Annotated in this window: 14 protein-coding genes; 13 read left to right on the top strand and 1 reads right to left on the bottom strand. The window is 55.5% G+C overall.

Going from position 1 to position 15,110, the window contains the following annotated elements; all coding sequences use genetic code 11:
• The first annotated feature begins 35 nt into the window (after positions 1 to 35).
• The 9 genes from miaB to FA92_RS03945 all read left to right on the top strand — a co-directional run bounded on the left by miaB (position 36) and on the right by FA92_RS03945 (position 9,449).
• Entirely contained in the window at positions 36 to 1,460 is a 1,425-nt protein-coding gene (gene miaB, locus FA92_RS03985; protein WP_033782315.1) for a tRNA (N6-isopentenyl adenosine(37)-C2)-methylthiotransferase MiaB, read from the top strand.
• A 209-nt stretch (positions 1,461 to 1,669) separates the two neighbouring features.
• Positions 1,670 to 2,731, top strand: a complete 1,062-nt coding sequence (locus FA92_RS03980; protein WP_013357113.1) for a PhoH family protein — start codon at positions 1,670 to 1,672, stop codon at positions 2,729 to 2,731.
• Positions 2,728 to 3,201: an rRNA maturation RNase YbeY gene (gene ybeY / locus FA92_RS03975; RefSeq protein ID WP_013357112.1), complete on the top strand. Its 474-nt coding sequence runs from the start codon at positions 2,728 to 2,730 to the stop codon at positions 3,199 to 3,201. Before FA92_RS03980 ends, ybeY begins: the two co-directional genes overlap by 4 nt.
• 82 nt (positions 3,202 to 3,283) lie before the next feature.
• Positions 3,284 to 4,165 (top strand): CNNM family magnesium/cobalt transport protein CorC, encoded by an 882-nt coding sequence (gene corC, locus FA92_RS03970; protein WP_013357111.1) that lies wholly within the window; start codon positions 3,284 to 3,286, stop codon positions 4,163 to 4,165.
• A 4-nt stretch (positions 4,166 to 4,169) separates the two neighbouring features.
• Complete coding sequence (lnt, locus tag FA92_RS03965; RefSeq protein ID WP_033782314.1) at positions 4,170 to 5,693, top strand: apolipoprotein N-acyltransferase; 1,524 nt, start codon at positions 4,170 to 4,172, stop codon at positions 5,691 to 5,693.
• 436 nt (positions 5,694 to 6,129) lie between these two features.
• A complete protein-coding gene (locus tag FA92_RS03960; protein ID WP_033782313.1) occupies positions 6,130 to 7,026 on the top strand; it encodes an amino acid ABC transporter substrate-binding protein in 897 nt (298 codons plus the stop codon).
• 279 nt (positions 7,027 to 7,305) lie between these two features.
• Positions 7,306 to 8,046 (top strand): amino acid ABC transporter permease, encoded by a 741-nt coding sequence (locus FA92_RS03955; RefSeq protein ID WP_013357107.1) that lies wholly within the window; start codon positions 7,306 to 7,308, stop codon positions 8,044 to 8,046.
• Positions 8,046 to 8,723, top strand: a complete 678-nt coding sequence (gltK, locus tag FA92_RS03950) for a glutamate/aspartate ABC transporter permease GltK (protein WP_013357106.1) — start codon at positions 8,046 to 8,048, stop codon at positions 8,721 to 8,723. The genes FA92_RS03955 and gltK overlap by 1 nt, the downstream gene beginning before the upstream one ends.
• Positions 8,724 to 9,449, top strand: a complete 726-nt coding sequence (locus tag FA92_RS03945; RefSeq protein WP_013357105.1) for an amino acid ABC transporter ATP-binding protein — start codon at positions 8,724 to 8,726, stop codon at positions 9,447 to 9,449.
• Positions 9,450 to 9,493: 44 nt separating this feature from the next.
• Here the strand turns inward: FA92_RS03945 and FA92_RS03940 are convergent, their stop codons facing one another.
• Entirely contained in the window at positions 9,494 to 9,976 is a 483-nt protein-coding gene (locus FA92_RS03940; protein ID WP_013357104.1) for a zinc ribbon-containing protein, read from the bottom strand.
• A 222-nt stretch (positions 9,977 to 10,198) separates the two neighbouring features.
• Between FA92_RS03940 and leuS the strand changes: the two genes are divergently transcribed.
• The 4 genes from leuS to nadD are packed head-to-tail and all read left to right on the top strand — an operon-like array spanning position 10,199 to position 15,060.
• A complete protein-coding gene (gene leuS, locus FA92_RS03935) occupies positions 10,199 to 12,781 on the top strand; it encodes a leucine--tRNA ligase (protein WP_033782311.1) in 2,583 nt (860 codons plus the stop codon).
• A 14-nt stretch (positions 12,782 to 12,795) separates the two neighbouring features.
• On the top strand, positions 12,796 to 13,395 hold the full coding sequence (gene lptE, locus FA92_RS03930; protein ID WP_013357102.1) for an LPS assembly lipoprotein LptE: 600 nt from the start codon (positions 12,796 to 12,798) through the stop codon (positions 13,393 to 13,395).
• Positions 13,392 to 14,423 carry a DNA polymerase III subunit delta gene (gene holA, locus FA92_RS03925; RefSeq protein WP_033782309.1) on the top strand — a complete coding sequence of 344 codons (1,032 nt, stop codon included), beginning with the start codon at positions 13,392 to 13,394 and terminating at the stop codon, positions 14,421 to 14,423. Before lptE ends, holA begins: the two co-directional genes overlap by 4 nt.
• Entirely contained in the window at positions 14,416 to 15,060 is a 645-nt protein-coding gene (gene nadD, locus FA92_RS03920) for a nicotinate-nucleotide adenylyltransferase (RefSeq protein WP_033782308.1), read from the top strand. The genes holA and nadD overlap by 8 nt, the downstream gene beginning before the upstream one ends.
• Positions 15,061 to 15,110: the final 50 nt, after the last annotated feature.

The following is a 15,110-nucleotide window of genomic DNA, read 5'->3' as shown; positions in this document are numbered from 1 at the left end:
CCTCACTTCACTGCACTGAATCAATGGCTAGCGCGATGAAAAAAAAACTGCATATCAAAACCTGGGGATGTCAGATGAATGAGTATGATTCATCCAAGATGTCTGATCTGCTGAACAGTACGCACGGCTATACGCTGACCGAGGTCCCTGAAGAGGCGGATATTCTGCTGCTTAACACCTGCTCCATTCGTGAGAAAGCGCAGGAGAAGGTGTTTCATCTGCTGGGACGCTGGAGAAAACTCAAAGAGCGCAACCCGGATGTGATTATCGGCGTGGGTGGCTGTGTGGCGTCGCAGGAAGGCGATCATATTCGTCAGCGTGCGCCCTGCGTAGATATTGTGTTTGGTCCGCAGACACTGCACCGCCTGCCGGAGATGATCAACACCGTGCGCGGCACCAAAAGCCCGGTAGTCGACATCAGCTTCCCGGAAATTGAGAAATTTGACCGCCTGCCGGAACCGCGTGCAGAAGGCCCGACAGCCTTTGTCTCCATTATGGAAGGCTGCAACAAATATTGTACTTTCTGCGTGGTGCCTTACACCCGTGGTGAGGAAGTGAGCCGTCCCAGCGATGACATTCTGCTGGAGATCGCCCAGCTGGCGGCGCAGGGCGTGCGTGAAGTTAACCTGCTGGGTCAGAACGTTAACGCTTACCGTGGTGCCACCTTTGATGGTGAGATCTGTACCTTCGCTGAGCTGCTGCGCCTGGTCGCCGCCATCGACGGCATCGACCGCATTCGTTTCACCACCAGCCACCCAATTGAGTTCACCGATGACATCATTGATGTCTATCGCGACACCCCGGAGCTGGTGAGTTTCCTGCATCTGCCGGTTCAGAGTGGCGCAGACCGTATTCTGACACTGATGAAGCGCGCGCATACCGCGCTGGAGTATAAGGCGATTATCCGCAAGCTGCGCGCGGCGCGCCCGGACATTGAGATCAGCTCCGACTTTATCATTGGCTTCCCCGGTGAAACCCAGCAGGATTTCGAACAGACCATGAAGCTCATCGCCGACATCAATTTCGACGTCAGCTTCAGCTTTATCTACTCTGCCCGTCCCGGCACACCCGCCGCTGACCTGCCGGATGATGTCAGCGAAGAGGAGAAAAAGCAGCGTCTGTGGATCCTGCAGGACCGCATTAACCAGCAGGCGCAGGCGATCAGTCGCCGCATGCTCGGCACCGTGCAGCGTATTCTGGTGGAAGGCATCTCCCGCAAGAACGTCATGGAAGTCTCTGGCCGCACCGAAAATAACCGTGTGGTCAACTTTGAAGGCACGCCTGAGATGATTGGCCGCTTTGTAGATGTTGAAATTGTCGATGTCTACACCAACTCGCTGCGCGGCAAGCTGGTGCGTACTGAAGAAGAGATGGGCCTGCGCATGGCGCAAAGCCCGGCATCCGTGATTGCCCGTACCCGCAAAGAAAACGAAATCGGCGTGAGTCTGTTCCAGCCGTGATACCTGCTATATTGAGCGGCAGCGCGCATTGCGTTGCCGCCAATTTCACGCCGCGACACTTGGTTTCTGAAAGTGTCGCCCAAATATCTCTCCTTAAGCTTGCGCACAGGCGTTACGGCATAAATAATTTCGTTATGGTGCATCCGGTTAAGCCCAACGGTGCGTCAGACACATCCCATAACTGGCCCTGAGTGACCCAAAGGATTCGTTTGAATATCGAAACTCGTGAAATCGCCCTTGAACCGGCTGATAACCGTCGTCTGATGAGCCTGTGCGGGCCTTTCGACGATAATGTGAAACAGCTTGAGCGTCGTCTGGGCATTGAAATCAATCGTCGCGACAACGTCTTTAAGCTAGTGGGACGTCCACTTTGCGTCAATGCCGCCGCAGATATTCTGAAGACCCTGTATGTCGATACCGCGCCAATGCGTGGTGAGATCCCGGATATCGAGCCTGACCAGATTCACCTGGCGATCAAAGAGAGCCGGGTACTGGAGCAAACCGCTGAAAGCGTGCCAGAGTACGGTAAAGCGGTCAACATTAAGACCAAGCGTGGTGTGATCAAACCGCGCACGCCAAATCAGGCCCAGTACATCGCGAATGTACTTGACCACGACATTACCTTTGGTGTTGGCCCGGCCGGTACCGGTAAAACCTATCTGGCGGTGGCTGCGGCCGTGGATGCGCTGGAACGTCAGGAGATTCGCCGCATCATGCTGACCCGCCCTGCCGTCGAAGCGGGTGAAAAGCTCGGCTTCCTGCCGGGCGACCTGAGCCAGAAAGTCGACCCTTATCTGCGTCCGCTCTACGATGCGCTGTTTGAAATGCTCGGCTTCGAGCGCGTTGAAAAGCTGATGGAGCGCAACGTTATTGAAGTTGCCCCGCTGGCCTATATGCGCGGTCGAACCCTGAACGATGCGTTCATCATTCTTGATGAAAGCCAGAACACCACCATCGAGCAGATGAAGATGTTTCTGACGCGCATCGGCTTTAACTCCAAAGCGGTCATAACCGGCGACGTCACCCAGATCGACCTGCCCCGTCACGTCAAGTCGGGCCTGCGTCATGCTATCGAGGTGCTGGCGGACGTGGAAGAGATCAGCTTTAACTTCTTCCACAGCGAAGATGTGGTGCGCCATCCGGTCGTTGCCCGCATTGTCACCGCTTATGAAGCCTGGGAAGCCGCCGATCAGACCCGCCGTGACCAGCAGGCAGAAGAGCGTAAACGTGAAGCGCTGGCAGCACAGAGCGCCACGCAGGAGAGCAAATGAGCGAGGTGATTCTCGACCTGCAGGTCGCCTGTGATAACACCGCTGATCTGCCTGATGAAGGCCAGTTTCACCGCTGGCTTTCAGCGGCTGTGACCCCTTTCCAGCCCGAAAGCGAAGTCACAGTACGTCTGGTTGATGAAGCGGAAAGTCATGAGCTTAATCTGACTTATCGTGGCAAAGACAAGCCAACCAACGTCCTCTCCTTCCCGTTTGAAGCGCCGCCGGGCATTGAGCTGCCGCTGCTGGGCGATCTGATCATCTGCCGTCAGGTGGTTGAGCAGGAAGCCGCAGAACAGGGAAAAAGCGTTGAAGCCCACTGGGCACACATGGTGGTACACGGTACGCTCCACCTGCTGGGTTACGACCATATTGAAGACGACGAAGCTGACGAGATGGAAGGACTGGAGACCGAGATAATGCTTGCTCTTGGGTATCCTGATCCGTACATTTCGGAGAAAGAAGACGCCTGAATCCTGAATTCAGGCAATCCGGCTGTCAGCACGGTTTGCTGACAGCACCTATTCCTCACCAGAGAGATCTTTAAAAACCGCCATGAGCGACGACCATTCTCAAAACAGCGATGCACCCAGTAGTAAAAAGGGATTTTTCTCCCTGTTGATCAATCAACTCTTTCACGGTGAACCAAAAAACCGTGATGAGCTCCTGGAGCTGATCCGCGACTCGAACAACAAAGAGCTGATTGACCAGGACACCCGCGACATGCTCGAAGGGGTACTGGATATTGCGGAGCAGCGCGTGCGTGACATCATGATCCCGCGTTCGCAAATGATCACCCTGAAACGTAATCAGAGCCTCGAAGAGTGTCTGGATGTCATTATCGACTCCGCGCATTCCCGCTTCCCTGTGATCAGCGAAGACAAAGATCATGTGGAAGGGATTCTGATGGCGAAAGATCTGCTGCCGTTTATGAGCAGTGAGTCAGAGCCGTTCAGCATTGAGAAAGTGCTGCGTCCTGCGGTGGTGGTGCCTGAAAGTAAGCGTGTTGACCGGATGCTGAAAGAGTTCCGCTCACAGCGTTACCACATGGCGATTGTTATTGATGAGTTTGGTGGTGTCTCCGGTCTGGTGACCATTGAAGATATTCTTGAGCTGATCGTGGGTGAGATTGAAGATGAGTATGACGATGAAGAAGATCGTGATATCCGTCAGCTCAACCGTCACACCTTCACGGTGCGCGCACTGACCGCCATTGAAGATTTCAATGAGGTATTTGGCACACAGTTCAGTGATGATGAAGTCGACACCATTGGTGGTCTGGTCATGCAGGGCTTCGGCCATCTGCCCGCACGCGGTGAAAGCATCGAGATTGAGGGTTACCAGTTCAAGGTGGCGATGGCTGACAGCCGCCGCATCATCCAGGTTCACGTGACTATTCCGGAAAATTCGCCACAACCCCAACTGGAAGACGAATAAGTCTATGGCTTTAGCCTCACTCTACCCGCGCCAGCGGGTTCGCCTGCTGCTGGCTTTAATAACGGGTGCGGTTGGCACCCTCGCCTTTTCTCCTTACGATTTCTGGCCCGCCGCACTGCTGTCGCTGTGCGGCTTACAACTGCTCACCCTGAACCGCTCCAGCCCACAGGCCACCGCGATCGGCTTTGTCTGGGGTTTAGGTCTGTTCGGCAGCGGCATCAACTGGGTTTACGTCAGTGTCGCCACCTTTGGCGGTATGCCTGGCCCGGTTAATGTCTTTATTGTGGCGCTGCTGGCGGCGTATCTGTCGATCTACCCGGCGCTGTTTGCCGGTGTACTGAATCGCATCTGGCCGCGCACGACGCTGTGGCGGCTGGCACTGGCTGCACCGGCATTGTGGCAGATGACCGAGTTCCTGCGCGGCTGGGTGCTGACCGGCTTTCCGTGGCTGCAGTTTGGTTACAGCCAGATCGACGGTCCGTTAAAAGGCCTGGCCCCGCTGGCGGGTGTAGAGACCCTGACCTTCCTGCTGATGGTCATTGCTGGCCTGCTGGCTTATGCCCTGCAGCAGCGCAACGTCAGAAGTCTGGTGGCGGCGTTGCTGCTGCTGGCCCTGCCGTGGCCGCTGCGCTACATCCAGTGGGTTCAGCCAATGCCGGAGCGTGCCGTAGAAGTGGCGCTGGTGCAGGGAAATATCCCGCAGTCGATGAAGTGGGATCCTCAGCAACTGCTCACGACCCTGCGCATCTATAACGGTCTGAGTCAGCCGCTGATGGGTAAGGCGCCGATTATTATCTGGCCAGAGTCGGCAATTACCGATCTGGAAAGCAATCAGCAGCCGTTCCTGCGTTCGCTGGATGATGAACTGCGTGAACGCGGCAGTTCGCTGGTCACCGGCATCGTTGACTCCCGGCTGGAGCAGAATCGTTATCACGACTACAACACCGTGATCGTGCTTGGCGGCAAAACGCCGTACAACTACTTCAGCGGCAATCGTTACCAGAAGAATCATCTGGTGCCGTTTGGCGAATTTGTGCCGCTGGCCGATCTGCTGCGTCCGCTGGCCCCGTTCTTCGATCTGCCGATGTCAGCCTTCAGCCGTGGCAACTATCTCCAGCCGCAACTCAGCGTGGCGGGCTATAACCTGACGAGCGCCATCTGTTATGAGATTGTGCTCGGTGAACAGGTGCGGGCTAACTTCCATCCCGACACTAATTTCCTGCTGACCGTTTCGAACGATGCCTGGTTTGGTCACTCAATCGGCCCATGGCAGCACTTCCAGATGGCGAGAATGCGGGCGCTGGAGCTGGGACGTCCGCTGTTGCGCAGCACCAACAACGGCGTGACGGCGGTGGTCAATGCCAGTGGTGATGTGGAGGCGATGCTGCCGCAGTTTACCCGCGATGTGCTGACCAGCAAGGTCACGCCGACGCAGGGTGAAACCCCGTATGCGCGGGCGGGCATCTGGCCAGTCTGGTCACTGACGCTGCTGGCGGCGTTGATAGCTCTTCTGCGTCGACGCCGGTAACCTATCCGATCCTTAAAGGCGAAGCGCAGGCTTCGCCTTTTTTCTTTACTGCCTCCCCGGTATATCTCACTCCCCTGACCACATACTCTGCTGCCTTTCTCGCCCTGCACCGCTTTCTGGCACGATGATTGCAGAATGTTTCACTGTTTTTCGCCGACAGGCGGATTGCAGGCGCCGACGCCTGGCAGGTTGCACCAAAACAGTCGCCTCTGCTGCACCGCTAACGCGCAGAGTAAGATATTTGCCTTTTTTTGGTGCGGATCGCCTCGCAAAAAAGAAACTTTTTTGTTTCATTGCGTTAACAATCCGCTATGTTAGTGGCTCTTCTGCGCCCATTTAATCCGCAGAATGAGCAGAAACGCAGCAAATAACAGACACAACATCATAATCAGCACAGGTAATAGCCTGGGCCTTTTTCATACGAAGGAGTTGGAACATGCAACTACGCAAAGTGGCATTATCTCTTCTGCTGATCAGCGCAGCGGCGGGAGCGGCCCAGGCGGAAGATCTCAGCGGCACCCTGAAGAAGATCAATGACAATGGCGTCATTGTGGTCGGGCATCGCGAATCATCAGTTCCCTTTTCTTACTATGACAACCAGCAAAAAGTCGTCGGCTATTCACAGGCTTACTCAAACGCCATTGTGGAAGCCATTAAAGCGAAGCTGAACAAGCCGGACCTGCAGGTCAAAATGATCCCGATCACCTCACAAAACCGTATTCCGCTGCTGCAAAACGGCACCTACGATTATGAGTGTGGCTCCACTACCAACAACCTTGAGCGCCAGAAACAGGCCGCGTTCTCTGACACTATTTTTGTCATCGGCACCCGTCTGCTGGTTAAAAAAGATGGTCCGATCAAAGACTTCGCCGATCTGAAAGGCAAAACCGTGGTCGTGACTTCAGGAACCACCTCTGAAGTGCTGCTGCATAAACTCAACGACGAACAGAAACTGGATATGCGCATCATCAGCGCCAAAGATCACGGCGACTCTTTCCGTACGCTGGAAACCGGCCGTGCCGTGGCTTTCATGATGGATGATGCTCTGCTGGCCGGCGAACGCGCCAAAGCCAAAAAGCCGGATAACTGGGAAATCTTAGGTACGCCACAGTCAAAAGAGGCCTATGGCTGCATGCTGCGTAAAGATGATCCGCAGTTTAAAGCGCTGGTCGATGAAACCATTGCTAAAGCCCAGACCTCAGGTCAGGCAGAAAAATGGTTCGATACCTGGTTCAAACAGCCGATTCCACCAAAGAATCTGAACATGAATTTTGAACTCTCTGATGACATGAAAGCCCTGTTCAAAACGCCAAATGACAAAGCAATGAATTAACAAAAAAATACCCAATGGATCTCAGGTTGCATTGAGTCGGCAGGAGAATGCATCCCGGTGACCTTACTCAGGTAAGGCATTTGGATGCGTGAACATCGCCAACAAAATGCAGCCTGAAAGACGGCGGGTATAACAAGGGCGGCCTGGCTGCCCTCTCGATTGCTGAAACCGCGGCATGGACAGACTGACTGACCCGGGTCGTTCCCCTGAGTCAGGCAATAAAACGCCGTTCATCAATCTTCAGGGTAGCTTAGCTACCCTTTTTTTCCGGAGCTCGTTATGGGTATCGATTGGAACTGGGGCATATTCCTCGAACAGGCCCCGTTCGGTAACACGACCTACCTCGGCTGGCTGTGGTCCGGTTTTCAGGTGACGATAGCCGTCTCCTGCTGCGCCTGGATTATCGCCTTCTGCGTGGGTTCATTTTTCGGCATTCTGCGCACCGTGCCGAATCGCCTGCTGTCGACCATTGGCACCTGCTATGTGGAACTGTTTCGTAATATCCCGCTGATCGTCCAGTTCTTCTTCTGGTATCTGGTCGCGCCCGAACTGGTGGGCGAAAAGCTTGGCATGTGGTTTAAGTCTGAGCTGGACCCCAACATTCAGTTCTTCCTCTCTTCAATGATCTGTCTTGGCCTGTTTACCGCCGCCCGCGTCTGCGAGCAGGTGCGCGCAGCCATTCAGTCACTGCCGGCAGGACAGAAAAATGCCGGTCTGGCGATGGGATTAACGCTGCCGCAGACCTATCGCTATGTCCTGCTGCCGAATGCGTATCGCGTGATTGTGCCGCCGATGACCTCGGAAATGCTGAACCTGGTGAAGAACTCCGCTATCGCCTCCACCATTGGTCTGGTCGATATGGCGGCACAGGCGGGCAAACTGCTCGACTATTCTGCTCACGCCTATGAATCCTTTACCGCCATTACGCTGGCCTACGTCGCGATTAACCTGGTGATTATGTTGTTGATGAGTCTGGTCGAGCGCAAAGTTCGGCTGCCAGGCAATGCGGGAGGCAAGTAATGTACGATTTTGACTGGAGTTCGATTACACCCAGCCTGCCCTATCTGCTTAACGGCTTAGTGATTACCTTCAAGATCACCATTACCGCCGTGGTCTTCGGCATTCTGTGGGGCACCCTGCTGGCGGTGATGCGTCTGTCGAGCTTTAAGCCCGTCAGTTGGTTCGCCAAAATCTACGTCAACCTGTTCCGCTCGGTGCCGCTGGTGATGGTGCTGCTGTGGTTCTATCTGGTGGTGCCGAGTTTCCTGCAGCAGGTGCTGGGCCTGTCGCCGAAAACCGATATCCGGCTGATTTCCGCCATGGTCGCCTTTTCGCTGTTTGAAGCGGCCTACTACTCAGAAATCATTCGTGCCGGCATCATCAGTATTTCACGTGGACAGGGCAACGCCGCGCTGGCGCTGGGTATGACACAGTGGCAGGCAATGCGACTGATCATCCTGCCGCAGGCGTTCCGCGCCATGGTTCCGCTGTTACTGACTCAGGGTATCGTGCTGTTCCAGGATACCTCGCTGGTCTATGTCTTAAGCCTGGCGGACTTCTTCCGTACCGCGTCCACCATTGGTGAGCGCGACGGCACCCAGGTTGAAATGGTTCTGTTTGCAGGTCTGGTCTACTTCGTTATCAGCCTGAGCGCATCGCTGTTGGTCAGCTATCTGAAAAGAAAAAGGACGGTTTAAATGATTAGCCTGAAAAATGTTTCTAAGTGGTATGGTCACTTTCAGGTGCTGACCGACTGCTCAACCGAGGTCAAAACCGGTGAGGTAGTGGTGGTCTGCGGGCCGTCCGGCTCCGGTAAATCGACGCTGATCAAAACGGTGAACGGACTTGAGCCTGTTCAGCAGGGCGTGATTGCGGTCAACGGCACCGAGGTGAACAACAAAAAAACCAACCTTGCACAGCTTCGCAGTCAGGTCGGTATGGTGTTTCAGCACTTCGAGCTGTTCCCGCATCTGAGCATTATCAACAATCTGGTGCTGGCGCAGGTAAAAGTGCTGAAGCGTGACAAAGCAGCGGCCCGAGATAAAGGGCTAAAACTGCTGAAGCGTGTGGGACTGTCAGCGCATGCCGAGAAGTTTCCTGGCCAGCTCTCCGGCGGTCAGCAGCAGCGCGTGGCAATTGCACGTGCGCTCTGCATGGATCCTATCGCGATGCTGTTTGATGAACCGACCTCGGCGCTGGACCCGGAAATGATCAACGAAGTGCTGGATGTGATGGTTGAGCTGGCGCAGGAGGGGATGACGATGATGGTGGTAACACACGAGATGGGCTTCGCCCGTAAAGTGGCGAATCGCGTGATCTTCATGGATGAAGGGAAAATTATCGAAGACACCAATAAAGATGACTTCTTTAATAACCCACAGTCTGACCGTGCGAAAGATTTCCTCGCTAAAATTCTGCACTAAATAACCTATGCGGGTCACCTGAGTGGCCCGCATACATGTTGTTATCAGGGTTCAAAAGGCTGACGCTGAAACTGGTCGTTGCCGCATTCCGGACAGCGCGACAGGGTTTCCGGCGTGTAGATCGCCCGGGTAAACTGACACTTCTCACACACCAGATTGCCCAGCCCCACCACTTCACCGCTCTGATACACACCGTGATGATGCAGATCCTGGAAGACTTCGCGCCACTCCAGCTGACTTTTATCGGTGATATCCGCCAGCTCTTTCCAGACGCTCTCACGAATAATGCGCATAAACAGTGAATCCGCCAGCGGCTCTTCCACATCGGTATAACTGCGTGCAAACTCGCCCAAATCACGGCGCACCGAGCTCAGCGCCTGATCAATCTCTTTTTCCGTCATGTCATCGCGCACCCGTAACTGGCTGCGTCGACCGGCAATCAGCTCATCAAGGTTACGATCGCCCTGACGGAGACGTTCGGTCAGTACGGCTAACGACTCGCGATATTCCTGAGCTACTTTATTCATTTTATTCTCCTTTATGCAGACCCTCGCTGAATTAAGTTTAGTCGCAATGCGGCTTTTGCCGTGTCGTCTGTACAGTGAATTACAAAAGGGTGAAGAGGCTGACGCTTTCAGCAGAAATCGTGCCAGCAAAAGTGGGAAGTGTTGTTGATACGCGGCCTTATGGGTATGCTATGCGGATCACAGAGCCCGAAAAATGTTATTCATAAAGGACCACAGGCAGCCATGCAAGAGCAATACCGCCCGGAAGAGATTGAATCCCGTGTGCAGCAACACTGGGATGAAAACGAAACGTTTAAAGTGACTGAGCAGGAAGGTAAAGAGAAATACTATTGCCTCTCCATGTTGCCCTATCCTTCTGGCCGCCTGCATATGGGCCACGTTCGTAACTACACCATCGGCGACGTAATCGCGCGTTATCAGCGTATGCTCGGCAAAAACGTACTACAGCCGATTGGCTGGGATGCTTTCGGCCTGCCTGCGGAAGGCGCTGCGGTCAAAAACAACACCGCACCGGCTCCCTGGACATACGACAATATCGCCTACATGAAAAACCAGCTTAAACTGCTGGGCTTTGGCTATGACTGGAGTCGTGAACTGGCGACCTGCCAGCCAGAGTACTATCGCTGGGAACAGTGGTTCTTCACTAAACTGTATGAGAAAGGCCTGGTCTATAAAAAAACTTCCGCCGTGAACTGGTGCCCGAACGATCAGACGGTGCTGGCGAACGAGCAGGTGATCGATGGCTGCTGCTGGCGCTGCGACACCAAAGTTGAGCGCAAAGAGATCCCGCAGTGGTTTATCAAAATCACCGATTATGCGGAAGAGCTGCTGAACGACCTGGATACGCTGGAAGAGTGGCCTGAGCAGGTCAAAACCATGCAGCGTAACTGGATTGGCCGTTCTGAAGGCGTCGAAATCACGTTCGACGTTGCTGACAGCGAAGAGAAAGTCACCGTCTACACCACCCGCCCGGATACCTTTATCGGCGCAACCTATGTCGCCGTTGCGGCGGGTCATCCGCTGGCAACCCAGGCGTCGGTGAACAATCCGGCACTGGCTGACTTTATCGCTGAATGCCGCAACACCAAAGTGGCCGAAGCCGATATGGCGACCATGGAGAAGAAAGGCATGGCGACCGGCCTGTCTGTTATTCATCCGCTCACCGGTGAGCTTCTCCCGGTCTGGGTCGCTAACTTCGTGCTGATGGAATATGGCACCGGCGCTGTCATGGCGGTCCCGGCGCATGACCAGCGCGACTGGGAGTTTGCCACTAAATACGATCTGGCGATCAAGCCAGTGGTACTCAACCTGGATGGCTCTATTCCTGACGTCAGCGCCGCGGCAATGACCGACAAAGGCGCGCTGTTTAACTCAGGTGAGTTCAACGGTCTGGATCACGCCGCAGGGTTTACCGCCATTGCGGATTCTCTGGCGGCAAAAGGCGTGGGCGTGCGTAAAGTGAACTACCGTCTGCGCGACTGGGGTGTTTCCCGTCAGCGCTACTGGGGCGCACCAATCCCAATGGTCACGCTGGAAGATGGCACCGTAATGCCGACACCTGAAGACCAGTTGCCGGTGATCCTGCCGGAAGATGTGGTGATGGATGGCATTACCAGCCCGATCAAAGCCGATCCGGAGTGGGCGAAAACCACGGTGAACGGCCAGCCTGCTCTGCGTGAAACTGACACCTTTGACACCTTCATGGAGTCCTCCTGGTACTACGCGCGCTATACCTGCGCCAGCTACAAAGAAGGCATGCTGGATCCGGCCGCGGCAAACTACTGGCTGCCGGTCGATCAGTATGTGGGTGGTATTGAACACGCCATCATGCACCTGATGTATTTCCGCTTCTTCCACAAGCTGCTGCGTGACGCGGGCCTGGTGAACTCTGATGAACCAGCCAAACGTCTGCTGTGCCAGGGCATGGTGCTGGCTGACGCCTTCTACTACCTCGGTAACAACGGCGAGCGTAACTGGGTTTCACCGGTTGACGTTGAGGTTGAGCGTGACGAGAAAGGCCGCATAGTGAAAGCGGTGGATACGCAAGGCCGCGAAGTGATCTACGCGGGCATGAGTAAAATGTCGAAGTCGAAAAACAACGGCATCGACCCACAGCTGATGGTTGAGCGTTATGGCGCGGATACCGTACGTCTGTTCATGATGTTTGCTTCACCGGCAGATATGACGCTGGAGTGGCAGGAGTCGGGCGTTGAAGGGGCTAACCGCTTCCTGAAGCGTGTCTGGAAGCTGGTCTACGAGCACACCTCACAGGGTGCGACCGTGGCGCTGGATGTGAAGAGCCTGAATGACGAGCAGAAATCGCTGCGTCGCGACCTGCACAAAACCATCGCCAAAGTGGCGGATGATATTGGCCGTCGTCAGACCTTCAACACCGCCATTGCAGCGATTATGGAGCTGATGAACAAACTGGCGCGTGCGCCGCATGAAGGCGAGCAGGATCGCGCTCTGATGCAGGAAGCGCTGCTGGCTATCGTCCGTCTGCTCTATCCGTTTACCCCGCACGCCTGCTATGTTCTGTGGCAGACGCTGGGTGGCGAAGGTACCATCGACGAAGCGAGCTGGCCGGTGGCTGATGAAGCCGCTATGGTTGAAGATTCACTGCTGGTCGTGGTGCAGGTGAACGGTAAAGTGCGTGGCAAAATTACCGTACCCGCCGATGCAACACAGGAACAGGTTCAGGCACGCGCTGCGCAGGAGCATCTGGTGGCGAAGTATCTGGACGGCGTGACTATCCGTAAAGTCATTTATGTACCGGGCAAACTGCTTAACCTGGTCGTAGGTTAAGTTCAGGAGGAACTGTGCGACATCCGATTATCAGGCTGTTTGTCATGCTGGCGGTGGTGATCACCGCTGGCTGTGGTTTTCATCCGCGCGGCACCACGCAGGTGCCCAGCGAACTGAAAACCCTGATTGTTTCAACCGGCGATCCGTATGGACCGCTGGCGCGTACCGTGCGTCAGCAACTGCGTATCAACGATGTCACCATCGTTGAAGACAACAAACAGAACCGCACCGATATTCCGACGCTGCGTCTGGGTCCTGAGGTATCAGGACGTAACACCGCATCGGTCTTTATCAGCGGCACCTCTGCTGAGTATCAGCTGGTCATGACCCTTACGGCGCAGGTCCTGTTGCCGGGCAAAGGAATCTACCCAATCAGCACCACGGTTTATCGTTCATTCTTCGATAACCCGAATGCTGCGCTGGCGAAAGATGCCGAGCAGGATCTGATTACGCAGGAGATGCGTCAGCGTGCTGCCGAACAGCTGGTACGTAAACTGCTGACCGTGCATGCTGCACAGATCAACAACAAAGAGACCTTACCGGCGTCAGTGATTCCGGTTCCGGGTCAGGGTTCACAGGAAGCACCGTCTTCCTCTGCTACCAGCCTGCAATGATCAGGATTTACCCTGAGCAACTCAGCGCGCAACTCCGTGAGGGGCTGCGCGCCTGTTATTTGTTAGCCGGAAACGAACCGCTGCTTTTGCAGGAGAGTGCGGATGCCATCCGTGCCGCCGCAACCGCACAGGGATTTGAAGAACATTTTAGTTTTACGCTGGACGCCCAGACCGACTGGGAGAGCCTGTTTGTCAGCTGTCAGTCACTGAGTCTGTTTGCGCAGCGTCAGACCATGACGCTGCAATTCCCCGAGAATGGCCCCAACGCCGCAATGGCCGAGCAGCTGGTTAAGCTGTCGCAGCTGCTGCACGCCGATATTCTGCTGATCTGCCGGATGCCAAAGCTGACCAAAGCGCAGGAAAACAGCGCCTGGTTTAAAGCGTTGTCCGCCTCTGCAGTTTTAGTGCCCTGCCAGACGCCTGAACAGGCGCAACTGCCGCGCTGGGTCGTGAATCGCGCTAAGGCGCTGAAACTCTCGGTCGATGACGCAGCTGTGCAGCTGTTGTGTTACTGCTATGAAGGTAATCTGCTGGCGCTGGCCCAGGCGCTGGAGCGTCTCTCGCTGCAGTGGCCTGACGGCAAGCTGACCCTACCCCGTGTTGAAGAGGCAGTCAGTGATGCCGCACACTTTACCCCCTTCCACTGGGTGGATGCTCTGCTGGCGGGTAAGAGCCGTCGCGCGCTGCATATCCTGCATCAGCTGGAGAAAGAAGAGAGCGAGGTCGTGATTCTGTTGCGTACGCTGCAGCGCGATTTGCTGACACTGCTGCATCTGCAGCGCCACCAGTCGCAGCAGCCGCTGCGTACGCTGATGGATCAGCAGCGGATCTGGCAGAACCGCCGCGCGCTGTTCACCGACGCACTGCAACGCCTGGACGCCACGCGTCTGCAACGCGCCATTCATCTGCTGAGCCAGATTGAGATCACCCTGAAACAGGACTATGGGCAGCCGGTGTGGCCACAGTTACAGACCCTGACGCTGCTGCTCAGCAGTCGTGCTTTTCCGACGAGTTTTGCCCATGTCTGAGTTACACGCGCTGTTTGGTGGCACCTTCGACCCGATTCATTTTGGTCATCTGCGTCCGGTCGAAGCGCTGGCTCAGCAGACTGGCCTGCAGCGTGTGACGCTGCTGCCCAACAATGTGCCTCCACATCGTCCGCAACCGGAAGCCAGTGCTGCCCAGCGGGTGGCAATGCTGCGTTGTGCGATCCGCGGCTTACCGCTGTTTGAGATTGATACCCGTGAGCTGGAGCGCGACACCCCCTCCTGGACCGTAACTACCCTGGAAGCCTGGCGCGCCGAACGCGGTGCAGAACAGCCGCTGGGCTTTATTATTGGTCAGGATTCCCTGCTGAGCTTAGCGAAATGGCATCGCTGGCAGGATCTGCTGTCACTCTGCCATCTGCTGGTGTGCCAGCGCCCCGGCTATCCGACCCGGTTTGACGCGCCGGAGATGCAGCAGTGGCTCGAACAACACCTTGCTCAGGATATCCGGCAGCTGCATCAGCAGCCCGCAGGCCATATCTGGCTGGCGGAAACCCCGCTCTATGACATTTCGGCGACTGAAATCCGTCGCCGTCGCCATCAGAACCAGCCCTGCGACGACCTGTTGCCCGCGGCGGTTATCGACTATATCGACCGCGAAGGCTTATATCGCGACTGATCCGGGCATGCTATACTGCGCCGCTTAAATTTTGGCTGCACTCTCCGGGC

It is taken from the genome of Pantoea sp. 9140 (assembly GCF_000745295.1).
In the GTDB taxonomy this organism is placed as follows: domain Bacteria; phylum Pseudomonadota; class Gammaproteobacteria; order Enterobacterales; family Enterobacteriaceae; genus Pantoea; species Pantoea vagans.
The sequence above is the reverse complement of the archived record's forward strand: the minus strand, read 5'-3'. Positions and strand labels throughout refer to the sequence as shown.